The sequence below is a fragment of the Cupriavidus sp. 8B genome, from assembly GCF_054589115.1.
On the sequence record NZ_BAAILO010000036.1, the window covers coordinates 1 to 25,768 of the forward strand.

At 66.1% G+C, this 25,768-nt stretch carries 25 protein-coding genes and 1 pseudogene; 10 read left to right on the plus strand and 16 right to left on the minus strand.

Annotation, left to right across the window (positions count from 1 at the left end; all coding sequences use genetic code 11):
* Window positions 1-290 precede the first annotated feature (290 nt).
* A complete protein-coding gene (locus ACYP5B_RS03195) occupies window positions 291-1,208 on the minus strand; it encodes a MerR family transcriptional regulator (RefSeq protein WP_459568513.1) in 918 nt (305 codons plus the stop codon).
* Window positions 1,209-1,370: 162 nt separating this feature from the next.
* On the opposite strand from ACYP5B_RS03195, the gene ACYP5B_RS03200 reads away from it, so the two are divergent.
* From ACYP5B_RS03200 to ACYP5B_RS03210, 3 genes are all read left to right on the plus strand, one after another.
* The gene (locus ACYP5B_RS03200) at window positions 1,371-2,300 is read left to right on the plus strand and encodes a LysR family transcriptional regulator (protein WP_459568514.1); all 930 of its coding nucleotides are present in this window, start codon (window positions 1,371-1,373) and stop codon (window positions 2,298-2,300) included.
* A gap of 243 nt (window positions 2,301-2,543) precedes the next feature.
* On the plus strand, window positions 2,544-3,512 hold the full coding sequence (locus tag ACYP5B_RS03205) for a Bug family tripartite tricarboxylate transporter substrate binding protein (protein WP_318234603.1): 969 nt from the start codon (window positions 2,544-2,546) through the stop codon (window positions 3,510-3,512).
* A gap of 155 nt (window positions 3,513-3,667) precedes the next feature.
* Entirely contained in the window at window positions 3,668-4,654 is a 987-nt protein-coding gene (locus tag ACYP5B_RS03210) for a M14 family metallopeptidase (protein WP_459568515.1), read from the plus strand.
* Between the two features lie 175 nt (window positions 4,655-4,829).
* Here ACYP5B_RS03210 and ACYP5B_RS03215 read toward each other — a convergent pair whose 3' ends face one another.
* From ACYP5B_RS03215 to ACYP5B_RS03245, 7 genes are all read right to left on the minus strand, one after another.
* Window positions 4,830-5,363, minus strand: a complete 534-nt coding sequence (locus tag ACYP5B_RS03215) for an Sbal_3080 family lipoprotein (protein ID WP_459568516.1) — start codon at window positions 5,361-5,363, stop codon at window positions 4,830-4,832.
* A gap of 262 nt (window positions 5,364-5,625) precedes the next feature.
* Window positions 5,626-5,913 carry a hypothetical protein gene (locus tag ACYP5B_RS03220; protein ID WP_459568517.1) on the minus strand — a complete coding sequence of 96 codons (288 nt, stop codon included), beginning with the start codon at window positions 5,911-5,913 and terminating at the stop codon, window positions 5,626-5,628.
* 313 nt (window positions 5,914-6,226) lie between these two features.
* Complete coding sequence (locus ACYP5B_RS03225; RefSeq protein WP_174424410.1) at window positions 6,227-6,430, minus strand: hypothetical protein; 204 nt, start codon at window positions 6,428-6,430, stop codon at window positions 6,227-6,229.
* Between the two features lie 35 nt (window positions 6,431-6,465).
* Window positions 6,466-7,044: an OB-fold protein gene (locus tag ACYP5B_RS03230; protein WP_459568518.1), complete on the minus strand. Its 579-nt coding sequence runs from the start codon at window positions 7,042-7,044 to the stop codon at window positions 6,466-6,468.
* A 350-nt stretch (window positions 7,045-7,394) separates the two neighbouring features.
* Entirely contained in the window at window positions 7,395-7,808 is a 414-nt protein-coding gene (locus ACYP5B_RS03235) for a hypothetical protein (RefSeq protein ID WP_459568519.1), read from the minus strand.
* Between the two features lie 118 nt (window positions 7,809-7,926).
* A complete protein-coding gene (locus tag ACYP5B_RS03240) occupies window positions 7,927-9,144 on the minus strand; it encodes an acyltransferase family protein (protein ID WP_459568520.1) in 1,218 nt (405 codons plus the stop codon).
* A gap of 145 nt (window positions 9,145-9,289) precedes the next feature.
* Window positions 9,290-10,465: an acyltransferase family protein gene (locus ACYP5B_RS03245; protein ID WP_459568521.1), complete on the minus strand. Its 1,176-nt coding sequence runs from the start codon at window positions 10,463-10,465 to the stop codon at window positions 9,290-9,292.
* 238 nt (window positions 10,466-10,703) lie between these two features.
* On the opposite strand from ACYP5B_RS03245, the gene ACYP5B_RS03250 reads away from it, so the two are divergent.
* Window positions 10,704-11,381, plus strand: a complete 678-nt coding sequence (locus tag ACYP5B_RS03250) for a methyltransferase family protein (protein ID WP_400099308.1) — start codon at window positions 10,704-10,706, stop codon at window positions 11,379-11,381.
* Window positions 11,382-11,461: 80 nt separating this feature from the next.
* Here ACYP5B_RS03250 and ACYP5B_RS03255 read toward each other — a convergent pair whose 3' ends face one another.
* Window positions 11,462-11,914: a PA2169 family four-helix-bundle protein gene (locus ACYP5B_RS03255; RefSeq protein ID WP_267604899.1), complete on the minus strand. Its 453-nt coding sequence runs from the start codon at window positions 11,912-11,914 to the stop codon at window positions 11,462-11,464.
* 454 nt (window positions 11,915-12,368) lie between these two features.
* On the opposite strand from ACYP5B_RS03255, the pseudogene ACYP5B_RS03260 reads away from it, so the two are divergent.
* Window positions 12,369-12,724: pseudogene (locus ACYP5B_RS03260) on the plus strand (AraC family transcriptional regulator).
* A 12-nt stretch (window positions 12,725-12,736) separates the two neighbouring features.
* Here ACYP5B_RS03260 and mnmE read toward each other — a convergent pair.
* Both mnmE and ACYP5B_RS03270 read right to left on the minus strand, forming a co-directional pair.
* Window positions 12,737-14,191, minus strand: a complete 1,455-nt coding sequence (gene mnmE / locus ACYP5B_RS03265) for a tRNA uridine-5-carboxymethylaminomethyl(34) synthesis GTPase MnmE (RefSeq protein WP_459568595.1) — start codon at window positions 14,189-14,191, stop codon at window positions 12,737-12,739.
* A 14-nt stretch (window positions 14,192-14,205) separates the two neighbouring features.
* Window positions 14,206-15,090, minus strand: coding sequence for a CHAD domain-containing protein (locus ACYP5B_RS03270; RefSeq protein ID WP_459568522.1), 885 nt, complete (start codon window positions 15,088-15,090; stop codon window positions 14,206-14,208).
* Window positions 15,091-15,323: 233 nt separating this feature from the next.
* Between ACYP5B_RS03270 and ACYP5B_RS03275 the strand changes: the two genes are divergently transcribed.
* A complete protein-coding gene (locus ACYP5B_RS03275) occupies window positions 15,324-15,761 on the plus strand; it encodes a PaaI family thioesterase (protein ID WP_267604902.1) in 438 nt (145 codons plus the stop codon).
* 40 nt (window positions 15,762-15,801) lie between these two features.
* Here the strand turns inward: ACYP5B_RS03275 and ACYP5B_RS03280 are convergent, their stop codons facing one another.
* Window positions 15,802-16,755, minus strand: coding sequence for a LysR family transcriptional regulator (locus ACYP5B_RS03280; RefSeq protein WP_459568523.1), 954 nt, complete (start codon window positions 16,753-16,755; stop codon window positions 15,802-15,804).
* Between the two features lie 239 nt (window positions 16,756-16,994).
* Here ACYP5B_RS03280 and ACYP5B_RS03285 point away from each other — a divergent pair, with 239 nt between their 5' ends.
* Window positions 16,995-18,122 (plus strand): M20 aminoacylase family protein, encoded by a 1,128-nt coding sequence (locus tag ACYP5B_RS03285; protein ID WP_459568596.1) that lies wholly within the window; start codon window positions 16,995-16,997, stop codon window positions 18,120-18,122.
* 132 nt (window positions 18,123-18,254) lie between these two features.
* Window positions 18,255-19,580 (plus strand): MFS transporter, encoded by a 1,326-nt coding sequence (locus ACYP5B_RS03290; RefSeq protein ID WP_459568524.1) that lies wholly within the window; start codon window positions 18,255-18,257, stop codon window positions 19,578-19,580.
* Between the two features lie 313 nt (window positions 19,581-19,893).
* Here the strand turns inward: ACYP5B_RS03290 and yidC are convergent, their stop codons facing one another.
* The 4 genes from yidC to rpmH all read right to left on the minus strand — a co-directional run bounded on the left by yidC (window position 19,894) and on the right by rpmH (window position 22,608).
* The gene (gene yidC, locus ACYP5B_RS03295; protein ID WP_459568525.1) at window positions 19,894-21,564 is read right to left on the minus strand and encodes a membrane protein insertase YidC; all 1,671 of its coding nucleotides are present in this window, start codon (window positions 21,562-21,564) and stop codon (window positions 19,894-19,896) included.
* Window positions 21,565-21,586: 22 nt separating this feature from the next.
* Window positions 21,587-21,871: a membrane protein insertion efficiency factor YidD gene (gene yidD, locus ACYP5B_RS03300; protein ID WP_082054956.1), complete on the minus strand. Its 285-nt coding sequence runs from the start codon at window positions 21,869-21,871 to the stop codon at window positions 21,587-21,589.
* A 19-nt stretch (window positions 21,872-21,890) separates the two neighbouring features.
* Complete coding sequence (rnpA, locus tag ACYP5B_RS03305; RefSeq protein WP_459568526.1) at window positions 21,891-22,355, minus strand: ribonuclease P protein component; 465 nt, start codon at window positions 22,353-22,355, stop codon at window positions 21,891-21,893.
* A gap of 118 nt (window positions 22,356-22,473) precedes the next feature.
* Window positions 22,474-22,608 (minus strand): 50S ribosomal protein L34, encoded by a 135-nt coding sequence (gene rpmH / locus ACYP5B_RS03310; protein ID WP_006161855.1) that lies wholly within the window; start codon window positions 22,606-22,608, stop codon window positions 22,474-22,476.
* Between the two features lie 63 nt (window positions 22,609-22,671).
* On the opposite strand from rpmH, the gene ACYP5B_RS03315 reads away from it, so the two are divergent.
* The gene (locus tag ACYP5B_RS03315) at window positions 22,672-22,947 is read left to right on the plus strand and encodes a hypothetical protein (protein WP_459568527.1); all 276 of its coding nucleotides are present in this window, start codon (window positions 22,672-22,674) and stop codon (window positions 22,945-22,947) included.
* A gap of 696 nt (window positions 22,948-23,643) precedes the next feature.
* Window positions 23,644-25,428 carry a chromosomal replication initiator protein DnaA gene (gene dnaA, locus ACYP5B_RS03320; protein WP_459568528.1) on the plus strand — a complete coding sequence of 595 codons (1,785 nt, stop codon included), beginning with the start codon at window positions 23,644-23,646 and terminating at the stop codon, window positions 25,426-25,428.
* The last annotated feature ends 340 nt before the right edge of the window (window positions 25,429-25,768 follow it).

Sequence of the window (25,768 nt, forward strand, 5' to 3'; positions counted from 1 at the left end):
AAAAGAGCGGCAGGGACCCAAACTCACATCGCCTTAGGGCGATGCTCAAACATGGGTCCCTCTTTTCCGCTCTTTTTGCCTGCCGACGAGGCGCCCCATAACGGGAGATGAAAACCTTCACGGCTCGCTTCGCATCGCGCTTTGGTGATTTCCGCCTGGGGGCGGAAATCACGGCTACACCGAGTGATGCTTTTACTCTACCGCCGGTTTGCTCCCCTCTCCCGCTCGCGGGAGAGGGGCCGGGGGAGAGGGCGGGCGCTTGATGTTGCGGCTTCGCCCGCGTACCTGTATCAGCGCTTTGTCTTCCGGGCCGCGCCCTTCGGTGCATTGCCCTTGCCGCCGTCTTCCGGTTCATCGTGCAAGTGCTCGATGATGGCTGCCACGCGGTCGCCGAGGTATTTGTTGGCCGACTGCTCGAGCGCCCGCATCATCTCCGCTTCTACCGCCACCATCGCCAGGGGGCGAATGCGCCAGAGGATATCCACCAGCCGGGGCACGTCCTGCGGCGGTGGCAGCTTGCCTTCGCCGAAGCGGTCCAGCTCGCGCACCACCATCGCCACGATCCGGTCCGATACGGCCTCGAAGTGCCCGCGTGCGTGCTCGATGATGGACAGCACATCTTCCAGCGCAAACCCCGCGCGTGCGATCTCGGCGCCGGCGGCCAGCGTGCGCGGGCTGCGCGCGAGGTAGCCCATGCCGTCCGGCTCCAGCAGGCCGAGCGCGATGGCCTTGGCCAGCGCCGGGCGCGACACCGCGCGGCCGAACAGCTTGGCCAGCGCCAGGTAGGAATAGTGGCGCGGCGCTTCGTCCGTCCACGGACTGCTGATGGCGGACTCCAGCCCGAGGATGGAGCGCAGGTCATGGCCTTCCACGATGGCCTTGAGCAGCTCCTGGATATTGTTCAGCGTATAGCCGCGCGCCAGCAGGTGGTTGATCAGCCGTAGCCGGCCCAGGTGCGCCTGCGTGTAGATGCCCACCCGGCCGCGCCGCTCGGGCGGATCGATCAGGCCGCGGTCCTGGTAGGAGCGCACATTGCGCACCGTGGTGCCCGCCGCGCGCGCAAGCTCGTCGATGGTGTATTCCGGCGGCGTGCCATTGCCATTGCCATTGCCGGAGCCGGAGCCGGCGGCATCGTGGGCGGCGGATGCGGATGAAGACGCGGATGAAGACGCGGAGGTGGGCGCAGGGCTGCGCTTGAAGAGGGCCATGGCAAAAATTCTACCCGAGTCGTGCCGCCGCCGTGTGTCGCATCCCGCGCGCCGGGGCACGTCCAGCTACAGCTACAATATTCGCAGCGCCGCTCCCGAGACGGCGGCATTCACCTTGATCGTCCCCTTTCAACTTCGCAACGCGCCCCGGCGCGAGTCGTTATGCATATCCGCTGGCTTGAGGATTTTGTATGCCTGGCCCAGGCCGGCAGCCTCGCGCGCGCGGCGGAGCTGCGCAACGTCACGCCGCCGGCATTCGGGCGCCGCATGCAGGCGCTGGAAGTCTGGGCGGGCGCACCGCTGATCGATCGCAGCGTGTTCCCGGTGCGCCTCACCGATGAAGGGCGCCAGTTCCTGGAAGCCGCGCAGAGCGCGCTGCGCACGCTGGACGAGACGCGCTTGTCGCTGCGCGCGGCGCATCGGGCCGATGCCAGTACCGTGGTGATTGCCACCGGCAAGACACTCGCGCGTTCGATGGTGCCGGCGTGGCTGGCTGGCCTGCGCCACACGTTGCGCAACGATCCGGTGGCGGCCAACTTTCGCACCCGGCTCTCCACGTTTTCCACGCATGACGCGCTGGCGATGTTCACCGAGGGCGACGCGGACTTCCTGCTCTGCTACAACTCGCCGGAGCAGCCGGTGACGCTCGACAGCGCCCGCTACCAGTACTACCTGGTGGGCGAGGAACGCCTGGTTTGCGTGAGCGCGGCGGCGGACGCCGGCGGGCCGCTGTACAAGCTGCAAGCGCGCGGCCAGCGCGCGCCGGTACCGATGATCGCCTACGCCGAAACGCTCACCCTGGGACGCATGGTCAACGGCGAGATCGCGCGGCGCGGGCTGGCCAGCCGCCTCGACGTGATCGCGGTAAGCGACTTCGCCGAATCCGTGCATGAAATGGTGCGCCAGCGCATGGGCCTGGCGTGGCTGCCCGCCCGGTTGATCGCCGATGACCTGCACGCGGGGCGCCTGGTGCGCGCCGGGCTGGAGGTGGGCGGCGAGACGGACCTCGCGATGCAGATCCTGCTGTATCGCCCGCGCGCGCCGATGCGGCCGCTGGGCGAGGCCTTCTGGCATGCCGCGGTGGCAGGCTAGCCGTCAGCAATCAACGCATCAACGCATCAACGCCACCACCGGCAGGACCACCAGGATCGCCGCCATCGACACATTGATCAGGCGCGCTCACCGGATCCCGCAGGAAGCCGCCCACTCCACCCCCACCCCCCTTGCCAAAACGGCAAGCGCCATTGCCAAAGCCGCACGTTGTTGCAGCCGTACGCTCTCTAACATCGCCGCATACCTGCCTACGGCGCAAATCTAAAAACGGAGAGACCTGCCATGAACAAACTGCTGCGTGCGGCTGCTGCCGCATCCTTCTGCCTGCTTGCCGGCGGCGCCGCCGCCTCGGGCTGGCCGACCAAGCCGATTTCCCTGGTGGTGGGCTACACCGCGGGCGGCAGCGTCGACCTGGTGGCGCGCACCATCGCGCCGGAACTGGGCAGGCGCCTGGGCCAGAGCGTGGTGATCGAGAACCTGGGCGGCGCGGGCGGCACCATCGGCGCGTCCAAGGTGGTCAAGGCCGACGCCGACGGCTACACGCTGCTGATGGGCTCGGGCAGCGAGGTCTCGATCGCGCGCCTGACCAACCCCGCCGTGCGCTACGACGGCGAGCGCGACCTGGCGCCGATCACCTTCGTCGGCACCCAGCCGATGGTGCTGGTGGGCAAGTCCGCGCTGCCGGCCAAGAACGCCGACGAGTTGATCGCGCTGGCCAAGGCGCAGCCGGGCAAGCTGGCCTATGCCTCGTCCGGCGTGGGCACGCCGCTGAACCTGGCCGGCGAGCTCATCAAGCAGCAAGGCAAGGTCAACATCACCCATGTGCCCTATAAGGGTGCGTCCGCCATGTCCACCGACCTGCTCGGCGGCCAGATCGACCTCGCCGTGATGGTGCTGTCGTCGGCGCTGCCGCATATCCAGGCCGGCCGGGTCAAGGCCTACGGCGTGACCGAAGGGCATCGCGCCCAGGTGGCGCCCAACGTGCCCGCGCTGGCGGAAAGCAGCGCGCTCAAGGGCGTGGACATGGGCGTGTGGTTTGGCCTGATGGCACCGGCCAATACGCCGCGCGCCGTGGTCGATCGCCTGAACACCGAGATGCAGGCCGTGCTGGCCATGCCCGACGTGAAGAAGAAGCTGGCCGAGGCCGGCGTGGAAGTGGCGCCGGGCGGCCCGGGCCAGTTCGGCAGCTTTATCAAGCGCGAGACGGTGAAGTACAAGAGCATCGTCCAGACTGCCGGCATTCACGAATAAGGGGAAGGCGGCAGGCGTACCATTTGCTTGTTGTCCGCTTGTTGTTTGCTAGCCGCAAGTGGCGGTGCCGGCATCGGCCGCCCGCCTTTCCTCGCTTCTTCGTTGCTTTCTCGTTGTTAAGTCGAACTCACTGGCAACCTCCCCGACCCAAAAACATGACGACCACTGCCCCCAGCTTCCACGCTTACCCGGTTGAAGTCGAATTTCCCGATATCTCCGCCTACGCCACCGGCAACGCCGGCGTGCCCTACGTCCACACCTTCGACAGTGGCGTGCCCGGCCCGCACGTGATGGTCAACGCGCTGACCCACGGCAACGAGGTGTGCGGCGCCATCACCGTCAAGGCGCTGCTGGACCTCGGCCTGCGCCCGCGCCGCGGCCGCCTGACGCTGGCCTTTGCCAACGTCGACGCGTATCACAGCTTCGATGCGGCCCGCCCGGATGCGTCGCGCTATGTCGACCAGGATTTCAACCGCGTGTGGACGGCAGCCGTGCTGGACGACACCACCCGTGACTCGTCCGAGCTGCGCCGCGCGCGCGCCATGCGCCCGGTCATCGATACCGTGGACCTGCTGCTCGACCTGCACTCCATGCATGAGAAAAGCCTGCCGCTGATCGTTTCCGGCCCGCTCGACAAGGGCATCGCCCTGGCGCGCGCCGTGGGCGCGCCGGCCAACGTGATCGTGGACGAGGGCCATCCGGAAGGCCGCCGCATGCGCGACTACGAAGGCTTTGGCGACCCCGCCAGCGCCAGGAACGCGCTGCTGGTCGAATGCGGCCAGCACTGGGAAACCGCAGCCGTGGGCGTGGCCAAGGACAGCACCGCGCGCTTCCTGCTCAATGCCGGCGTGATCGACGCTGGCGACGTGCCTGCAGGCTGGCTCTTGCCCGTGGCGCCGCAGCGGGTGGTACGCGTGACCGAGCCCGTGGTCGCCAGCAGCATGGATTTCCGCTTCGCCGGCTCTTACACCGGGCTGGAAACCTTCGCCGAAGCCGGCACCGTGATCGGCTGGCGCGACGGCGAGCCGGTGGTCACGCCTTACCCGGATTGCGTGCTGGTGATGCCGTCGTTGCGGCAACTGCGCCCGGGCGTGACCGTGGTGCGGCTGGGTCAGCTGGTGGCTGATCGGGTGATCGGTTGATCGGTTAAGCGATTGATGGATGGGCGCGACGCGCACGGAAGGTGTCCCCTGAAGGTGTCCCCTGAAGGGGCACCACTCGCGCGCGTCTGTGCACTCCACAAGGGAGCTAAGCTGCACTTCTAGCTGTAATGGGGACGCCCTTGTCAAGGCGACCTGCGTCAGGCGGTGGAGGTGTTCAGGCTGGCGTGGCTTGCGAGGTGGGATAAGCCGGCGCGGCGGGCGCGGCCGGTGCGCCGGCCGTGGACGGCTTTGGCCGCATGCCGGGCAGCAATTGCTCGAACAGCTCGTCGATCTTCATCTCGGGCGGGACCAGGTTGCTCAAGTTGAGGCCGCCAGCGCTGCGCAGGGCATCGTAGTTTGCCTTGCCGGCGCGCTCACCATTGATGTAGACGATGATCTCCGCCGTGCTCAGGAAATCGCGCCAGTAGGTCTGGCGCTGCATGTAGACCGTGGCGGTATAGGGGCACGACGCCACCGACGAGCCGGGCGACAGCATCTTGAACTCAAAGCCGCGCTGCTGCACCGAGTCGCGGATGAATTCCGCGTAGGCATTGCCGCTGCCCGCGTTGGCAATCACGCAGAACAGCGTGCCGTCGGCGGGCTGCGTGGCGGCGATATGGTCGCCGCGGTCGACCGGGACGACGGCCTGGTACGTGGCGCAGCCGGTGACCAGCAAGCCTAGGCTGGCGGCTAGCAATGCTTTTTTCATGATGCTCCTGGAAACGCTGCTGCAAGGGTGCCGAACCGTGTTGTCGGCAGGCGCGCCCGCCAACTTTAGGCCATCGCGGCGTGGGCAATCGTTGGAACAGAGCGGGTAAACCGGTCCTGCGCCGGTCCTGCGCCGGTCCTGCGCCGGTTCCGTGCAGCGCGGTGGCCGCCGAGGCAAAAAAACGGCCAGCCGGAGAGGCTGGCCAAGAGGGGGTACTACCCTTGGAGACTACTAGCGTTCGGGTTGGCTGCGCGGGTGAGTCTCAGAGCACAAAAACCTGGCGGCAGCGCAGCGCCATCACCTGCGCCTCGAAGGCGCGGGCGGCGCGCTGCGCGAGCTGGTCGCGGCGGCGCTGGCGGGGTTTGGGGGCCGACGGGCCAGCGGGCTGGTCCTTGCTGGTGCCGTCGCGGCGGCCGCCCGGGCGGCCATGATCCACGGCGAGGGGGCCTAGCCCTGTCACCTGCCACTCGCGGCGCGTAATCGCGAGGATGTTGGCGAGTGCCTGGGCTTGCGGCGCGGTCATACTGCCCGGGAGGAGGACGTTCATCATGATATTCAGCGTGGCCCGGGCTCCTGGGAGCTTGCGGCCTTGTAGCGTCGTTGACGTTTGTTGGTATCGTGATGGAAAGATACACAGCGCCGGAGCGCGCCATTATCGACGGCGCACCGATCTTGCTGTGGGATGTGTCCTACAAGGCGCCGGAGAGGCGATTGGACCACTGGTTTGCTCTGCTCTCCTGCCTGGCTGGAGGGGCCGGCAGGATCTGCGTTGTCGTGCTCCCCTCTCCCCCTGAGGGGAGAGGGAGCAACAGCCGTCGTCATGGCGCGCGGCTTTGGCCCATTCGGCGGCTTTGTCAGGCGCTTCAGGCCTTTGCCGCGCCCCCGCTGGCCATCGTGCCCACCACCATCAGGCAGATCGCGGCAAGGAACACTCCCACCAGCAGGATCTGCAGGCGCCCCACCGGGCGGCCCTTCAGGAAAGCGTTGCTGATGAAGGGCGGTGAGACCAGGCCCACCACGGTAACAATCAGGATGGTCAGGGCGAGTACGGAAAGCAGGGTTTGCATGCTGGATATCGGTGTGGGTAAGTCAGTGCTCGCGCTCAGTTGGCGCCGCCACGCACAAGGCAACCCTCGAGAACTGGCGAGCCTTCCACCTGGCCGGCGCCGGTACATTCCACCGCCACCTTCTGCCCGCGCCGGACCATGGTGCCGCGCGCTTCCACCTCGCAGGTGCGGCCGGCGGGGCCGCAGATCTGGATCGGCAGGAGCTTGGCGCGCACCACCAGGGTCGGGCTATTGGAGCGGATATCCAGGAAGACCGTGTCGCCTCCCTCGCGCCGCACGCCGCTGGCCACGCCCTCCACGATGAAATACTTGCCCAGGTAGCGGTCGTTGGCCGCGCCGCTGTTTTCCTGGTAATCGTCGACGAGGGTGTCCGCCTGGTATTGCGGCAGGATGTCGGTGGAGCGGTTCGGGTCGATGCTGATCGGGTCCAGCGTGCCGTTCTTGGGCACGCCGCGCGCGCCGGCGTTCGGCTCCGGCACCGCCGCGGACGCCGCCGTGACCGGCTCGGCGGCCGGTTCTTCCTGCTGCTCTTCATGGTTGCCGGTGAGCCACAACATGCCAAGGACGGCAAGGGCGACAACGCCGATAAGGATTTGCTGGTTACGGTTCAACATCCGGGGTTTCCTGCGATAGAAATAGGCCATTGCGCTGGCAGGCACCAGCTCTCGCGGTGCGCGCGCCGCACTGCGTGCCGACGCGCTCGGATCGGCTGCCAGCCCGCCTGTGGCAAGGGCTGGCGGTGCCAGTCCAGGCGCTCGGGAGGGACATGCCCAAAAAGTTGCCCACAGCTTTGCCCACAGGGTTGTTCGGTCTTCTCCACAGACTTGTCCACAGCCTGGACGGGGTGTGGTGTGGGGATCCGGGTGGGGTTGCGCATGCACTTCATGGCGAGGGTGTGGCGTAAGGCTGGCTTTGGCGGCGCCGCCAGGATGCCTCGCATCACGCCGCAACCGGCAAGCAGCGATCAGTGAAGGTGCCGCAGCCCGGTTTCGTCGTCTTCGTCTTCGTCTTCGTCCCAGTCCTCGTGCTCGACCGGGGTGTCCGGCGCCATGTCGAACACCATCGAGTGGTGCTGCACGGTGAACCAGTCACGGAACTGCTCCAGCGTCAGCGTTTGTGGCCACAGGCTTTCGTCGAACCACTCCCCCAGCATGAATTCGAACAGGGCGCGCCAGCGCTGCTCCACCCACTGCAGCGCTTCCGGCGTGGTCGCCACATCGTCCGGCACCAGGAACACACTCTGGTCCTCGCGCACATGCTCAAGGGTCAGCGTGGCTACCGGGTCGATATCCACGGCCATGATCCAGTCGAAGAAAGGCTGCTGCGGCACCAATACGACGAGCGAGCGATTGAGGGTAAAGCGGGGATGATCGGTCATGGCAGGGGCTCGTTCGCTGAAACGGCCCATTGTAGCCGTTGGCCGTGCCCGCATGCGATTCATCGGTGGGCCAGCGGCCCGGCACTGCCAGGCTGCCGCCCGCCGTGGACCGGCACGCCTAGATGATGGGCCGTCCCCGCCTGGCAGGGTCGGCCCCGAATGCGTCCCGCGCCGGCAAGGCGGCCGGTGGCGGGGGCGGTGCCGGCGTGGGGACCCGGTTGGGGAACAGCACGTCCTTCAGCCCCAGGAAGCGTTTTTCGATCAGGTGCCAGCTGAGCAGGGCCGCTGCGATGGAGGCGCACAGGCACGCCGCCGAAAAGCCCAGTTGCCACGGGATCTGGCTGCCAAGCAGCAGGCGCGGCTCGCCGAACGCCTTGACCGCCACCACGCGGATGATCGGGTGGAACACGTAAAGCGCGTAACTGTACTTGCCCAGGAACACCAGGTACCGGTTGCTGAACACGGCGTGCCGGTCCGTGGCGCAGGCCGCGTAGATCAGGCCCACCGCCACCACGGCAACCACCGAGAAGCCCACGGTGTAGATCAGCGGGCTGGATTCCAGCCGGGAACCCATGGCCGCGAGTCCGCCCACCAGCACCAGCAGCGCGAACGGCGCCGCCTTCACCAGCCAGGGCTTGAAGTGCAATCCGCGCCGGACCGCCATCGCCAGCAACGCGCCCGCCACCAGGCCATCCAGCCGGGCCGGCGTGAACACCGAAATGGCGTCCGCGCCGAAGCCCTGCATGACCATGCCGACGCGCACCGCCAGCGTACCCGCCAGCAGCACAAAGCACAGCCGGCGCATGGCGGCCAACGACAGCAGCAGTACCAGCAACGGCCACACGGCATAGAACTGCTCCTCGATGGCGAGCGACCACAAATGCCCCGCGCCCGCCCCGAAAAACGTGCCGGTCAGCGCCTGCTTGAGGTTGGACAGATACAGCACGAACCACGGCCAGCTGGCCTGCACCGCCTCCAGCTTGGCCTGCTCGTTGTCGCCGAGCCGGTGCAAGATCAGCGGAAACAGCAGCACGAACAGGACCGCGAGGTAGAAGTAGTACAGCGGAAAGATGCGCAGCACGCGGCGCCCGTAGAACGCGCGCAGGTAGTTAGGCGCGCCCTTGGTGCGCAGCAGGATGCCCGTGATCAGGAATCCCGACAGCGCAAAGAAGATATCCACGCCGATCCATCCCGTCATCGACAGCTGGTAGAACACCCGGTCGAGCGCCAGGTCCGACACCAGGCCCAAGTGGGCAAAGTGATAAAGCATGACGATCAGGACCGCCAGGCCCCGCACACCGTCCAGCGCGGATAAGTGTGTACCGTCTCTGTTCATGTTCACTCCCTGCTTGGGATGGGCACGGCCCGCGCGGGCGTGCCCCCCGGACTGCCGCGGCGCAATGTCACAAGGTACCGCGAGGCCCGGCCTGCGTTGGTGTGGCAGCCAACAGAAACAGAGGCCAGCTCCACTCAACTGCGGCTTACAAGGCTTGTTGCGGCAAGTCCTGGAGCGGTTCGGCCTCGACGCTGCGCGGGTGCGCGCCGCCCTCCTCGCTCCCCGCCTCCAGGGTTGCCGCCTGCGCTCGCTTGCCAAGCCAGCTTCTGAGGCGCAGGAAAGGCGCTTCGACCAGCGCGTAGCTCAGCGCCGCGGCCGCCAGCGCCTCCAGGATGCAAAAGGGGAAGCGCAGCGCCAGCGGCGATGCCGTGCTGGTAAACAACTGCTGCCAGACATACAGGCTGAACGAGATCGTGCCGACGAACACAAAGGCCTTGCTCCTGAGCAGTCGCGATATCCACAGCTCCGGGCGCTCCACCACGGCGAGGATCAGCAGGCCGACTGCCGCCGCCAGCGCCACCGGGCCATAGGTCGCCGTCCAGATGCCGCCGGCCAGGGTGCCGATGACCGGCAGGCCAAGCAGCAGTACCAGGATCAGCGCCGGGAGCACGAACGCACCGGCGAAGCGCGCGTTCATTTGGGCCTTCAGGCGCTCGCGATCCAGCGCGATATAGCATCCCATCAGCACCGGGTCCACGCCCGTGTGCAGCATCAAGCCCAGCTGCCCGCGCAACGAAGGTGTCGCGAAATAGCAGAGCACCCTGAGCAGCGGCATCAGCATGATCGCCAGCACCAGCCAGCGCGGATCCCTGCCGCGCAGCAGCAGCAACAGCACTGGCGGCCACAGCCAGTAGAACTGCTCGTCCAGCGCCAGCGTCCAGAAATGGCCGAGCAGCCACGCGCCGGTGGGATGCGCCATGTTGACGTTGCCCAGCCCGAGCATCTCAGAGTAATTCCAGAGATGCACTGCCGCAAACAGGATCTGCCGCACATCCACGTCGATCTGCCCGGCGATGCCAAACAGGCCCAGCGCGATGAGATAGACATAGAAAGCCGGCCAGATGCGCAGCGCGCGGCGGCCATAGAAGCGCATCAGCTTGATGGAGCCGCAGGCGCGCCACTCAGCCTGCAACAGCTCCGTAATCAGGAAGCCGCTCAGCACGAACGAGATAAACACGCCGACGCCGCCGTTCGCGAAATACCGCAGTGGCGCAAGCAATCCCGTGTACCCCCCCTTGGCCATGTGCTCCGCATGGCTGATGACCACCAGCATGACCGCAACGCAGCGAAGCCCGGTCAGCTCTAGAACGCGACGGCTCATTTTTCTCACCCCTCAAAGTGTCGGGGGGCGCGGTACTCTGCCATGCCTCCCTGCCGCCACGCCACGACGCTCTCCGGCATCGCGGTGGCTCGCGCGCGGCGCGCGTAGCCGGTGGGCATGCGAGATGAAGCTAGCCCGCCCCGCGCCCGCTCACTGTGCGCCGGCATACCAAGTGCGTGCTAACGTGAAAGGATGACAAACGCGCGGCTACCGGTTCGGCAGCAAGGAGGCAGGCGCCATGGGTTTCAAGGTCGGGTTCACGCTAGCGGTGGAGGGCCTGCTCTTTGCGGCCTTGCTGTTTGGCGCCGCAGGCACGCTGGCTTGGCCCGCCGCCTGGGCCTATCTCATCCTGTTTTTTGGTGGCGGCTTCTGGCTTACGGCGCGCCTGGCGCGGCACGATCCGGCGCTGCTCGCCGAGCGCATGAAAATGCCGCTGCAACCCGGCCAGCCGGTCTGGGACAAGATTCTGCTGCCGTTCGTGGCCGCGGCGTGGATCGCCTGGATGGTGCTGATGGGCCTGGATGCGGTGCGCTTTCACTGGTCCGCGATGCCGCTCTGGCTGCAGTGCCTGGGCGCGGTGCTGATGGTGCTGTCATTTTTCGCGATCGACCGCGTGTTTCATGAAAACACCTTCCTCGCGGCCGTGGTCAGGATCCAGGCCGAGCGCGGGCACCGAGTGGTGTCGAGCGGCCCCTACGCCGTGGTCCGCCACCCGCTCTACGCCACCATGCTGGTGTTCCTGCCGGCCAATGCGCTGATGCTCGGCTCCTGGTACGGCGTTGCCGCCTCGCTGGTGCTCATTGGCGCCATCGTGCTGCGCACGGCAATGGAAGACCGCGAGCTGCAGCGCGGCCTTGCGGGCTACGCGGCTTATGCGGCCCGGGTGAGATACCGGCTGGTTCCGTTCGTCTGGTAGGCGCGTCTGGAAGGCAGCCGGTCTTTGCTGGCTATCGCAGGTTATCGCTGGCTATTGCCGGCGATCAGCGCAGCGAAGCCTCAATGGATCTGCATCCCGCGCATGGCGTGGATGCGATCGTGATGCCACTGTATGCCCTCGTACTGGCGCTGCACCACCGCGCGGATCTCGGGCGGCATGTCCTTCATCAGCGCCGACTGGTATTCGCGTTTTGCCGTTTCCTCATCGCGTTCGCAGAGTTGCAACACCGCATCATCGTTGTGCGGCGCGATCACGTGCAGCACCTCCATCCAGCCGCGATGCAGCGTGCCGCCCATGGTGCCGCGATCCCGCGGCTCCGCGCCCAGCGATGTCACCAGTGCCTGCAACTCCATCACGGACGCGCGGCACGATTCCGCCGTGCCCGCCAGGATGGCGCGTATCTCGGGGTTATGCACTTCACGGGCGCCGGTTGAGCAGCTGAGCTCGCCGTCCTTGCCGACCTCGATCAGGTGGTTCAGGGTGCCGACGATTTGTCCTTGCGCGTTGGTCATGACGATCTCCTTGCCGGTCTTGCATGGACAGGAGCCTGTATGAATCCTCATGTGAATCCCCGCGTACATCGGCGCCGCACGCTACACGCCTGGCGTCGATGCCGCTCCGGGATTCAGGCCCCTGCTCCCTGTGCTTGCCTTGATTGCCGCGCGGCACTTATGCGATGGCTCGCACGCTGGCAGCCGCGTGGACCAGCGGCGGGCGAGGGTTTGGGATTTCAGTATAGGAGGGGTGTGCGGACTCGTTGGGGATGCTGGCCGGTTTGTGTGCTACAGGTCACCGGAATCCGATTCTCCACCCAGCGGGTGGGGAATCAACGCGTTTGGAAATCAATGAAAATCATCGGAAATCAACCTCCTATCCGCGCCTGCCGACACCCTGCGCCACCTAACCCACACAAAACCGCAAAATCTGCAAACCGCCTCCCGGTACCTTGCGCTCCATGGAGATCACATGAAACCCGAAACCCGAATCCAGTACGCCCAACGCATGGAACCCGTCCTGCGGTGGCTGGCAAGCCACCCTGACGCCGACCCGGATCTGTACCAACTGGCCGACCTGGCCTGCCTGTCACCGTATCACTTCCATCGCGTCTACCGCGCGATGATGGGAGATGCCGCTGCGCGATACTGACCTACACAGGCCCCTACAACGAGATGAACAAGGCCTATAACTGGATGTTCTCGGAGTGGCTGCCGAACAGCGGGGAGGTGCCGGCGGATTTTCCGATGTTCGAGCAGTACGTGAACGATCCCCGCATCACGCCGCCCGCGCAATTGCAGACGCGGATCTGCATGCCGGTGAAGTAGGTCTGCAAAGGCCTACTTGCCAATACAAAACCGCGTAAAGATCGTCCCCAGCAGATCATCGCTGCTGAACTCGCCGGTGATGCTGTTGAGATGGTCCTGCGCCAGGCGCAGTTCTTCCGCAAACAGGTCCAGCGCCTGCGCTTGCTGCGCCGCGCGCTCTTCGGCAAGGTCCAGGTGCGATTGCGCGCTGCGCAGCGCGGTGAGGTGCCGCTCGCGCGCGAGGAAGGTGCCTTCGTTGCCCGATTGCCAGCCCACCAGCCGCAGCAATTGCCCGCGCAGCAGATCGATGCCGGCACCGGTGCGTGCGGAGATCCATACCTCGGCCGGGTTCGGGCCGATGGCGGCGACCACGTGCGGGCGATCCGCGCTGAAGTGGTGCTCGCCTACCTTGGGCGCCAGGTCGATCTTGTTGACCACGCGCAGGATCGGGGAGCCCGGGGGCAAGTGGCCGGAGAGGCGGTCGTCGATGGCGCCGTCGATCTCCGACAAGCCATGTTCCACGTAGTCGGCCGCGTCCACCAGATGCAGCACCAGGTCGGCGCGGCCCACGGCTTCCCAGGTGCGCGCGATGCCGATGCGCTCGACTTCGTCGGTGGCGTCTTCGCGCAGGCCGGCGGTGTCGATGATATGCAGCGGGATGCCTTCGATCTGGATGGTCTCGCGCACGCGGTCGCGCGTGGTGCCGGGGATCGGCGTGACGATGGCGAGTTCCGCGCCGGCCAGCGCGTTGAGCAGCGACGACTTGCCCACGTTGGGCTGCCCCGCCAGCACCACCGACAAGCCCTCGCGCAGCAGCGCGCCCTGCTTGGCCTGCGCCAGCACGCCGCACAGCGCGTCGCGGATATCGGCAAGCTGGCCGCGCGCGTTGGAGGCTTCGAGGAAGTCGATCTCTTCCTCGGGGAAATCCAGCGTGGCTTCCACCAGCATGCGCAGGTGGATCACCTGCTCCACCAGCGCGCGGATGGCGTCGGAGAACACGCCTTCCATGGAGCGCGCGGCCGAGCGCGCGGCAGCTTCGGTGCTGGCCTCGATCAGGTCGGCCACGGCTTCCGCCTGGGCCAGGTCGAGCTTGTCGTTGAGAAAGGCGCGGCGCGTGAACTCGCCCGGCTCGGCCAGACGCAGGCCAATCTCGCGGCCCGCATCCAGGCAGCGCGCCAGCAGCATCTGCATCACCACCGGGCCGCCATGGCCCTGCAGCTCCAGCACCTCTTCGCCGGTGTAGGAATGCGGCGCGGGGAAGTACAGCGCCAGGCCGTGGTCGATCGCCTTGCCGCGCGCATCGAGGAACGGCAGGTAGGTGGCGTGGCGGGGTTTAAGCGCCTGGCCGCACACGGCCTGTGCAATCGCGCTCACGTCGGGGCCGGACACGCGCACCACGCCGATGCCGCCGCGCCCGGGCGCGGTGGCAATGGCAGCGATGGGAATGGCGGAAGTGGAGCGAGTCTGGAAGGAGTGGGTTGCGGTCATGGCGGTCGTGGCAGTCATGGCGATATTGTCGCAGATCGATCCGGCGCAACCGCCGCACCCGGCACATCCGTCGCATCCGTCGCATCCGTCGCACCCGCCGCACCCGCCGCATCCTTTGCGGGCATGTTCAGGCACTCCATCATCAGCCGGCGTGCCACCACGCCGTCGATCAGGCCGCCCAGGCTGCCTTGGCGCTTTACCAGCTTGCGGTGCAGGCGCTTGGCATAGCGCGCGGGCAGCACCGGCTTCAAGGCCTCGATCACATAGCGCAGCCGCTTGCTGCCAATGCGAAAGCGATGCACGCGGGCCAGGTCTTGCGAGCGCGCGGCACGCGCCAGCGATTTCACGCGCTTGCGCCCGCGGCACACCCGCCGGCTGGCGAACTCCGCCAGGTGATCCTTTGCGGCGGAGCCAGCGCCCTGCACGCCGCCACAGTTCAGGTGCGTGAGATCGCGGTGCAGCACGGGCAGCGGCCAGTGCTGGTATTCGGTGAGCTGCGCCAGCATGGTGGCGCGTGCGTAGTGGCGGCGCGTAATCGCGGTGTCATGCACCGCCAGCAGCACCGGATCCTCCGGCTCCAGGTCCAGCGCCGGGCGCAAGGTCTCGCTGACGAACACGTCCCAGTCGCGCACATCGCTGGCAGCCTGCGCCAGCTTGCGCAGGCAGTCATCCCAGCGCGCGCGGATGGCCTTGGGCAAGGCCGGGGCAAAGGCCCAGCACACGGCGCGCAGATGCCTTACAGCCACGCGCAACGCGTGCACATCATCGGGATGGTCACGCCGGTGCAAGGCATCCAGCTGATCGGCAACCGCCACCAGGCCCGCATCGCCGAGCGCGATGAAGGCATCAATGGCGGGCATGCGGGGGTGCAACTGGATGGGAAGGTTGGCAGCGCGCATGGCATATCGGCGTTGGCGTATGTACCGGCGTACCTACCGGAACAGCCTGATCTACGCAGGCCGGGTTCAGGGCACGATTCAGGGCACGTCTATACAGTGTAGGCCATTGTGCCGGTTGCGCCGCACTCCATTGACAGCCTGCGCGCTTCGGGTTGCAATGGGTGCTGGCAACGCCGGCCGGCCAGCCACCACCCAAGCCGTACCCGACCACCACTAGTGCGAGGAGCAGCGCCATGTCCACCGAACAAGAACGGCTTTTGCTGCGGGACACCATCGAGGCCGGCTTTCGCCAGGCGGCCTTCGTCGCGGACGTGGGCATCCGGCTGGTGGATTGCGGGCCGGGCTGGTGCGAGAGCGAACTGCTGGTCACGCCTCGCCACCTGCAGCACGGCGGCATCGTCCACGCCGGCGTGCAGGCCACCATCGCCGACCAAACCGCGGGCGCGGCCGCCTCCACCATGCTGGATGCCGGGCGCCATGTGGTCACCGCCGAATTCAAGATCAACCTGCTGCGCGCCGCCCGCAGCGATCGCCTTACCTGCCGCGCCGACGTACTGAAATCCGGCCGCGCCATCATCGTGGTGGAGGCCGATGTCTTCGCCAGCGTGCACGGCGAGGCGGTGCTGGTGAGCCGCTTCAACGCCACCATGAGCGTGCTCGACCTGGCCTGAGACGGTGCCTTCGTGCCGGATCCGGACGGCCTGCTCAGGCTCAGAACAACAGCGTCAGCAAATCAAACAACTCCTGATCCGCCGCTGCGGCGGAACGGGCGCGCCGCCTGATCACGGCCAGCAGGCAATCCACGAAGCACTGCGCGGCCGCGCCGCGCATCGCGCTGCGGCGCGCGATGATGCCCAGCTGGCTGGTTTCGAAGCGCTCGGCCACCGGCACCGCCTGCACCCAGCCGCGCAGCGCGTCGGTGAACATCAACGGCCGCGGGCAATAGGTGAGCATGCCCGCGTGCCGCACCATTTCCAGCAGCAACGAGGTCGAATGCGCGCGATGCAGATGGCGCGGCTCGATGTCGGCGCCGTGCTGCCAGAACAGGTTCTGCATCATCGCTGGGTAGGTGGCGGGCGTGTAGTTCACCACCCAGTCCTGGTCCAGCAGCTGGTGCAGCGAGGTCTTGCCGGCGCAAGGATGGTCGCGGCTGGCTACCACGCGGGAGTCGTAGGCCAGCAGGAGCTCGCAGTCGAACTCCTGGCCCGACATGGTCCGCGTGAACGGACCCACGACAAAATCCAGCAGGCCCTCGCGCAGGCGCGGCAACGCCACCGCGGTCAGGCCCTCGAACACCTCAAGCTGCACGCCCGGCATGCGCTCCCGAAAACGCAGCATTGTCTCGGACAGGAACGTCAGCATGACCCAGGGCGTGATACCGATCGACAGCCGCCCGCCCACCTCGCCACGTAGCTCCGCCAGTTCTGCGTTGGCGCGCTCCAGTTGGCCAACCACCAGGCGTGCATGGCCCAGCAGCCGTAGCCCCGTCTCCGTGAAGCCAACGCCGCCCGCGGTGCGCAGCAGCAGCGGCAGCCGCTGCTCCGCTTCCAGTTCGCGCAGCGCCTTGGTCACCGCCGCCTGCGAATGGCCCAGCAGGCGCGCGGCGGCACGGATGCTGCCGGCGTCGGCAACGGCAACCAGAGCCTGGAGTTGATGGAGTTTCATTGTGGGGCTGAGGGGAAGGGGGAAAAACGGAAAAGGGGGACAACCAACGGTTGTCAGGATAACAAGATTGCGGCTTCCCGCGGCGGGTGGGCGCTGCCTATGATCGGTTCCCTGTTCCACGGGGGCGCCGCCGGCATGGCGTCTGCCACCCGGCACCCACAAGGAGACCCGTCATGCTGCAAGCCACCCAACCCGCAGAATCCCCTGTTTTGCCCGGCATCCGCGCCATCGAAGCCGAGATGGTGGCCTTGCGCCACCGCATCCACTCGCATCCCGAACTCGGCTTCGAGGAGTTCGTTACCAGCGACCTGGTGGCTGAATGCCTGCAAGCCTGTGGCTATGCGGTGCATCGCGGGCTGGGCGGCACCGGCGTGGTCGGCACGCTGCACCACGGAGAGGGCCGCGCGCTGGGCCTGCGCGCCGACATGGACGCGCTGCCCATCCAGGAATCCACCGGCCTGCCCTACGCCAGCAAGCTCGACGGCAAGATGCACGCTTGCGGGCACGACGGCCACACCGCCACTTTGCTCGCCGCCGCCAAATACCTGGCCGAGCACAAGCCCTTCAAAGGCACGCTGCACCTGATCTTCCAGCCCGCCGAGGAAGGCATGGGCGGGGCCCGTGAAATGATCAACGACGGGCTGTTCACGCTGTTCCCCTGCGATGCCGTGTTCGCCCTGCACAACATGCCCGACCATCCGGTCGGCAAGTTCGGCTTCCTGCCCGGGCCCTTCATGGCCTCGTCCGATACCGTCACCATCCGCGTGAGCGGGCGCGGCGGCCACGGCGCGGTGCCGCACAAGGCGATCGATCCGGTGGTGGTCTGCGCCTCCATGGTGATGGCGCTGCAAAGCGTGGTGGCCCGCAACGTTAACCCGCTCGACATGGCCATCGTCACCGTCGGCGCCATCCAGGCCGGCAAGGCGCCCAACGTGATTCCCGACAGCGCCGAGATGCGGCTGTCCGTGCGCGCGCTCAAGGCCGAGGTACGCGACCTGCTCCAGGCCCGCATCACCGCGCTGGCGCACGCCCAGGCCGAGAGCTTCGGCGCGTGTGCCGAGGTCCACTACGACCGCCGCTATCCGGTACTCGTCAACCATCCCGCCGAGACGGAGCTGGCCCGCGACGTGGCGCGCGAATGGCTGGGCGACGAAGGACTGATCGACAACATGGTGCCCCTCACCGGCAGCGAGGACTTCGCCTTCCTGCTGGAGCAGCGCCCCGGCTGCTACCTGATCATCGGCAACGGCGATGGCGATGGCGAGGGCGGCTGCATGGTGCACAACCCCGGCTACGACTTCAACGACGCCTGCCTGCCGCTCGGCGCCACCTACTGGGTCAAGCTGGCCGAGCGCTTCCTGGCCTGAGCCCGCGCGCGCACGGCCGGTTTGCTCCCCTCTCCCGCGCGCGGGAGAGGGGAGCGCGACAACGCAGATCGAGCTTTGTCAGCAAGCTGACCGGGTGCATGCCCGGCAATAACGATTCAAGGAGACCGGACCATGTCCACCACCACCACCGCCGCCGCCCCGGCGCAGGCGCCAGCCGCCGCGCCCGCCCTGCCCGCGCCCACCCGGCGCGCCATTGCCGCCATCACCATCGGCAACGGGCTCGAATTCTACGACTTCACCGTCTACAGCTTCTTCGCCGTGATGATCGGGCGGCTGTACTTCCCGGTGCAAGGCGCGCTCGGGCAGTTGATGCTGTCGCTGGCCACCTTTGGCGTGGGCTTCGTGGCGCGGCCGCTGGGTGGCGTGCTGATCGGCCTGTACGCCGACCGCGTCGGCCGCAAGCCGGCCATGACGCTGACGCTGTGGATGATGGGACTGGGCTCCGCGTTGTTCGTGGTGGCGCCCACCTATGCCCAGATCGGCCTCGCCGCGCCGGCGCTGATCGTGCTGGCGCGGCTGGTGCAGGGCTTTGCCATTGGCGGCGAGATGGGCGCATCCACGGCGCTGCTCATGGAGTACGCCGACGACAACTCGCGCGGCTACTTCGGCAGCTTGCAGTTGTTCAGCCAGGGGGTGAGCGTGCTGCTGGGCTCGCTGGTGGGCCTGCTGCTGACCAATGTGCTGCCCCCTGCGGCGCTGGAAAGCTGGGGCTGGCGCCTGCCCTTCCTGCTCGGCATCCTGGTGATTCCGGTCGGCCTGTATATCCGACGGCATCTCGACGAAACCGGCGAGTCCGCCACGGGCACCCACGGCGCCACCAGCGAGCGCGCGGGCCTGTCCGAGGTATTCCTCGGCCATGGCCGCGCGGTGGTGGCTGGCGTGCTGATCACCATTGGCGGCACCTCCGCCAACTACATCGTGCTGCACTACATGGCCAGCTATGCGGTGACGGTGCTCAAGCTACCGCTGTCGGTCGGCATGGGCGCCGGTTGCCTGGCCGCGCTGGTGCAGGTGGCGCTGTGCGCCTATGCCGGCCGCCTGTCGGACCGCATCGGGCGCAAGCCCGCCATCCTGTGGTCGCGCGTGACGATGTTGGTGCTGATCTATCCGGCCTTCCTGCTGATCAATGCGCACCCGTCGCTTGCGGTGCTGCTGGCTGCGGTGGCGTTGCTGGCGCTGACGCTGGTCTTCAACACGGTGCCGTCGGTGGTGCTGCTGACGGAACTCTTTCCCCGCCGGATTCGCGCCACCGGCCTGTCGGTGGTCTATTGCATCGGCGTGCTGGTGTTCGGCGGGTTTGCGCAGTTCCTGGCGACGTGGCTGATCGACCTGACCGGCAACCGCAACGCGCCGGCTTTGTACGTGATCGGCTGCGGGATTGCCTCGCTGGTGGGTTTGGTGATAGTGCGGGAGACGGCGGGCAAGCGGCTGGATTGAGAAGGAGAGGCCGCCGGTTTTCTCCCCTCTCCCACTTGTGGGAGAGGGGCCGGGGGAGAGGGCGGGCGCTCGCTGTGGCTCGATGCCGGAAACAACCATTGGCTTCGCTTTAAGTGGCTCCTAGCCGAACCACCCCTACCCAGGAACCTCTGCTAACAGGGGAGAGGGACCGACTGCCATCGTCATTCCAGACAGTTTTGGCCATTTCAGTCGGCTTCGTTCAAGGCAAAAAAAAGCCCGGTGCATCGCACCGGGCTTTTTTGTCGCCAGCGGGTTTGCCACTCGCCAGCCTCTGTTCACTGCAACTTCAACCTCAGCTCTTCACCACCGCAGCGGTCTTCACCTTGTTCTTGCCAAGCATCCGGTTGATCTGCCATTGCTGCGCGATCGACAAGACGTTGTTGGTGACCCAGTACATCACCAGGCCGGCCGGGAAGAAGAAGAACATGAACGAGAACACCAGCGGCATGATCATCATGACCTTGGCCTGCACGGGGTCCGGCGGGGTCGGGTTCAGCTTGGTCTGCACGAACATCGACACGGCCATCAGCACCGGCAGGATGTAGAACGGATCCGGCACCGACAGGTCATGGATCCAGCCCAGCCAAGGCGCACCGCGCATCTCAACCGACGACAGCAGCACCCAGTACAGCGCAATGAACACCGGGATCTGGATCACGATGGGCAGGCAGCCGCCCAGGGGATTGACCTTCTCGGTGCGGTACAGCGCCATCATCTCCTGGTTCATCTTCTGCGGATCGCCCTTGAGGCGTTCGCGCATCGCGGTCATGCGGGGCTGCAGGTCCTTCATCTTGCCCATGGACTTGTAGCTAGCCGCCGACAGCGGGAAGAACACCAGCTTGATCAGCACCGTCAGCAGGATGATCGACCAGCCCCAGTTGCCCAGGAAGCCGTGCAGCTTTTCCAGCAGCCAGAAGATCGGCTTGGCCAGGATGGTCAGCCAGCCATAGTCCTTCACCAGTTCCAGGCCCGGGGTGATCTTCTCGAGTATGCGCTCTTCCTGCGGGCCGGCGAACAGGCGCGCATCGGTGGTCACCGTGGCGCCCGGGGCGATGGCGCCCAGCGGCTGCTGCACGCCCACGCGGAACAGGTTGTTGTCGATCTTCTCGACGTAGAAGCTGTGCTCCTTGCCCGACTGCGGAATCCACGCCGAGGCAAAGTAATGCTGCACCATCGCCACCCAGCCGCTGGTACCGGCGGAGGGGACCGAGGCCTTGCCCTTGCCGATGTCGTCGAAGGTGATCTTGTGGTACTTGTCGGCGTCGGTGTAGATGGCCGGGCCGGTGAAGGTGCTATAGAACTGCGACTGCTCGACCTTGCTGCCGTCGCGCGTCAGTTCCATGTACAGCGTCGGCGAGACCGGCTTGCCGCTGTCGTTGGTCACGGCAAATTGCGTGTCCACGACATAGCTGCCCTTGTGGAAGGTATAGGTCTTGGCCAGCTTGACCCCGTCCTTCTCCGCCGTCAGCGTGATCGCCACCTTGTCCGAGCCGGCCAAATCGCGCGGGCCCGCCGAAGCGGTAAACACCGTGGTGTGGTTCGGCAGGTCGCCACCGATCAGGCCGGAACGGGCCATATAGGTGCGGGTCTGGTCACGCTCGAACAGCACGACCGGCTTGCCGTCATGCTCTTTGTGGTTCAGCAGTTCCAGGCGCGTCAGGATGCCACCGGCGGTATCGATCTGGGCACGCATCACGTCGGTGCTGACCACGATCTTCTCGCCGCTCGGCTGGGCCGCGGCTACCGGGACGGACGCCGGGGCGCCTGCGTCGGTGCCGGCAGTGGCATTGGCCTTGGGCACGTCGCCTTGCGGGGCCGAAGCGCCGCCAGCGGTTGCCGGAGCCTGCTGCGTCGCGCTCGGGAAGAACATCGACTGGTGACCGTTGGCGCGCTGCCAGTTGTCGTAGAGCAGCACGAGGGCCATCGAGAAGATGACCCAGAGTATGGTGCGTTTGATATCCATGTCTCGCTGTGGTCGGGGGAAATCAGGGGCGGGGTAGCCGGATCGTGACTGGATGGCCAGTCGCGGGGCGAGCCCGGTCTTGCTTTGTTGCCGATGCCGGTGGCACCGGATCATACCCGCCATCCGTGAACGGATGGCATCGGCATAGCCGGCAAGCGGCCAGCCAGCTGCCGCGCCCTGCGCCATGGCACAGGATCGCTTCGCGGGCGTAATCGGAACAGGTAGGCAGGAAGCGGCACTGCGAGCCAAAAAACGGGCTCAGGGCGATCTTGTAGATACGCAGCAGGGCAAGCAGGATTCGCTTCATGGCAGCGGGCTGGGGGCGGTCAACAAGCGGGGGCGCCCGAGGGCGGGACTTCAGCGGGCGCAGCCTCGGCGGACGTTGGCGGCGACACCCCGGAAGGGGCAGCAGGGCGCGGGGCCAGCGGACGCACCGCTACCTCGAACAAGCCAGTCAACTCAGCCAGGCACGCCCGGCGTATCGCGGTGCGGCTGGCAAACTCCGCACGCGGGAACTTGGCCTGCAGGCGCAGTAATACATCGCGGCCCGCGAGTTTGTCCTGCCGCGCGCGGAACAGTTCCCGCACCATGCGCTTGACCAGGTTGCGCTCGGCGGCGCGCGCCGCGAACTTCTTGCCAACCACCACGCCCAGGCGGGCTTGCGGCAGGCCGTTCTCGCCCACATACAGCACGAAATGCTGGCTGCGCCTGCGCGGGCGCAATGCAAAAACGGATGAAAACTCATCCGTTTTTGTGAGCCTCGCGGCTTTAGGGTAGGCAAAGGTAGTCACGCTAGGCAAAGCGAGCGGAAAAGCTGTGCTTGGCTGCTGGCTACCGGCCGTCCAAAAGGCGAGGCGAGTGGCCAAGGCGGCGCAAACTGCAGCACCGCCAAAGCCGGTCGCCAGGCCCTTAGACTGCCAGGCGCTTGCGGCCCTTGGAACGACGCGCGTTGATGACGGCACGGCCGCCGCGGGTCTTCATGCGCACGCGGAAACCATGGGTACGCTTGCGGCGGGTAACGGAAGGTTGGTATGTACGTTTCATGTTGCACTCTCTGGTTGATCTGGGCTCGCCCGGCTTCCGGCGTTAAGCCGGGCGCCGCCGCGTATGGTTCGCATGGGGCTGCCGCGGTTTGCGGTGTTGCCGACTGCTGTGGTGATCTTGCTGCCGGCCGCGTGTATCTCCATCTCGCGAATCGATGGCACCGACGAATCGGTACGCGACGCTCGCGAGGCAGCGAAGCAGTTGAGGGAGGGAATCTTGCCGGAGCGGATCGTAAATCAACCCATCCGTTCCAACCCCATCAGCCTGCCCGGCCCGCTGCCTGTTCCGGCCAATCCAGCTATTTCCGGCACGCTTTGGCTCGGTGAAAAGCCAGCTTAGTGAAAAGCCAAACGCACCAGTCTTGCACGGAACAGGTCAGACCCGGCGATGCGCATACGTGATCCCCTGCGGCATCGCAGAACCCGCCATTTAACTGAGTTTCGCGCGACGTGTCAAGACTGCAGATGGATTAGAGCCTTCTTCTGCACCCCTGCCTGAAAAATACGCAACAGCCCGTTGTATTTCATTGTCCACAATCGCCAGTGGGTAAGTTTTTTTTCTTCAGGGGTGCTGCCCGGGGTCGGTGGGGGTGAGCGAAGTCTCTGTTTCCACTAGCTTTTCCTGCGTTTTGCCTACCCGGAAACCCGCGCCAGAACTAGGGTTGTGCACAACAATTCACTGCTTTTTCACAACTTATCCACAGACTTATCCTTTGTGGATAACTTGGGGCGGGGGGTACAATCCGGGTCCAAACACCACACGGGCTGCGTGGCGCAAGCGCAACCCGGGCAACACCCTGGCATGCCGGACAACGGACGCGCAACGGGCAGCGACGATTTCGTCGCCTCGCTCGTCAGCGACTCCCGCTTGTCGCGTCGATCACCATGGGGGCCCGGGCTGCGGGGTCATTGCGGATCGCTTTGCGATCGTTTTCAGGTTGAACGTACCTCTGGCAAGGATGCCTCACCGATCCTTGCCTGTTGTCCATTCGGCCGGACTGTCCATGCACCGTGGCGAACACCGAACAACAAAACAATGCAAGATTTCTGGCAGGCAGCAGCCGCGCAACTCGAGCGCGAACTGACGCCGCAACAGTTCAAGACCTGGATCAAGCCGTTGGCGCCTGTCGCCTTCGACGAGGAAGCGCATGCGCTGCGTATCGCCGCGCCCAACCGCTTCAAGCTCGATTGGGTAAAAAGCCAGTTCTCCGGCCGCATCACCGCGCTCGCCTGCGAATACTGGGAAGCCAACGTTAGCGTTCACTTTGTCCTGGACCCCGCCGCCTCGGGCCGGGCGGCTGCCGGCTATCCGCAACAACCCGGTCAGGCCGGCCAGCCCGGCATGGCGCCCGCGCACGCCGGCCCCGGCTATCCGTCCGGCCAGCCGCTGTCGCAACACTTTGGCCAGCCCGGCATGCAGCCGGGCCAGGGCGGCCAGGGCTACGGCCCCATGAACCAGTCCGGCCAGCGCGGCGGGCAAGCGCCCTACCCCGGCAATTCTGGTGGCGGCGGCAACTATCCCGGCAATGCCAGCCAAGGCAACATGGGCGGCATGGGTGGCGAGATCGTCGATATCGACGTGCCGCAACTCGACCCGGCCGAAGCCAGCGCCCGCTCCTACCGCGTGCAGCCGTCCCAGCAGCCCATGCAGGGCGGCCACCCGGGTAACCAAGGCGGCAATCAAGGTCACCCAGGCCACCAGGGGCACCCGGGCCAACAAGGTCACCAAGGTCACCAAGGTCACCAAGGCCACCCCGGCAACCAGCTCGGCGGCCAGCAGCAGAACGACTCGGTGCACGAGCGCTCGCGCCTGAACCACATTCTTACCTTCGACAACTTCGTCACCGGTAAGGCCAACCAGCTCGCGCGCGCCGCGGCCATCCAGGTGGCCAACAACCCAGGTAAATCTTACAACCCGCTGTATCTATACGGCGGCGTAGGCCTGGGCAAGACCCACTTGATCCACGCCATCGGCAACTTCATGTTGCTGGAGAACCCGCGCGCCCGCATCCGCTACATCCACGCCGAGCAATACGTCTCCGACGTGGTCAAGGCCTACCAGCGCAAAGCGTTCGACGAGTTCAAGCGTTACTACCACTCGCTCGACCTGCTGCTGATCGACGATATTCAATTCTTCTCCGGCAAGAACCGCACGCAGGAAGAGTTCTTCTACGCCTTCGAAGCCCTGATCGCCAACCGGGCGCAGGTGATCATCACCAGCGATACCTACCCCAAGGAAATCAGCGGCATCGACGATCGCCTGATCTCGCGCTTCGATTCCGGCCTCACGGTGGCCATCGAGCCGCCCGAGCTGGAGATGCGCGTGGCCATTCTGATGAAGAAAGCCGCCGCCGAGAATGTGAGCGTGCCCGAGGAAGTCGCCTTCTTCGTCGCCAAGCATTTGCGATCGAACGTGCGCGAGCTGGAAGGCGCGCTGCGCAAGATCCTCGCCTTCTCCAACTTCCACGGCAAGGACATCACCATCGATGTCACCCGTGAAGCGCTGAAGGACCTGCTGACGGTGCAGAACCGCCAGATCTCTGTCGAGAACATCCAGAAGACCTGCGCGGATTTCTACAACATCAAGGTCGCGGACATGTACAGCAAGAAGCGGCCCGCCAATATCGCGCGGCCCCGCCAGATTGCCATGTACCTGGCCAAGGAACTCACGCAGAAAAGCCTGCCGGAAATCGGCGAGCTGTTCGGCGGGCGCGATCACACCACCGTGCTGCACGCGGTGCGCAAGATCGCCGATGAGCGCAGTAAAGATGCGCAGCTCAACCACGAGCTGCACGTGCTGGAACAGACGCTCAAGGGCTGACCTGGCGCGTGAAATCGCAGTGAAGCAGCATTTGCCAGCCCGGTCACGCGGGGCTGGCATACTGTAGGGTACGCGCCGGGCAGGATCCGGCGCATGAATCAATCGGAAAGCAACACCGGGGCATTGCGGAACATTGCCATGAAAACGGCCTGGGCTAAGGCTTTGCGGTGAGTCGGGACGAGCGGGCGGAGGGGGCGGCCAGCGACAAAAGTCGCCAGCAGCCGAAGAAGTCTGAATTTGTGTCGCTTTGCGCACAAATTCACCCTCCGATCGCGCTTCTCCCGCTTCACCGCAGCGGCTTATCCTTGGTACAATGGCAAATTAACTTGTTGATTCCAAA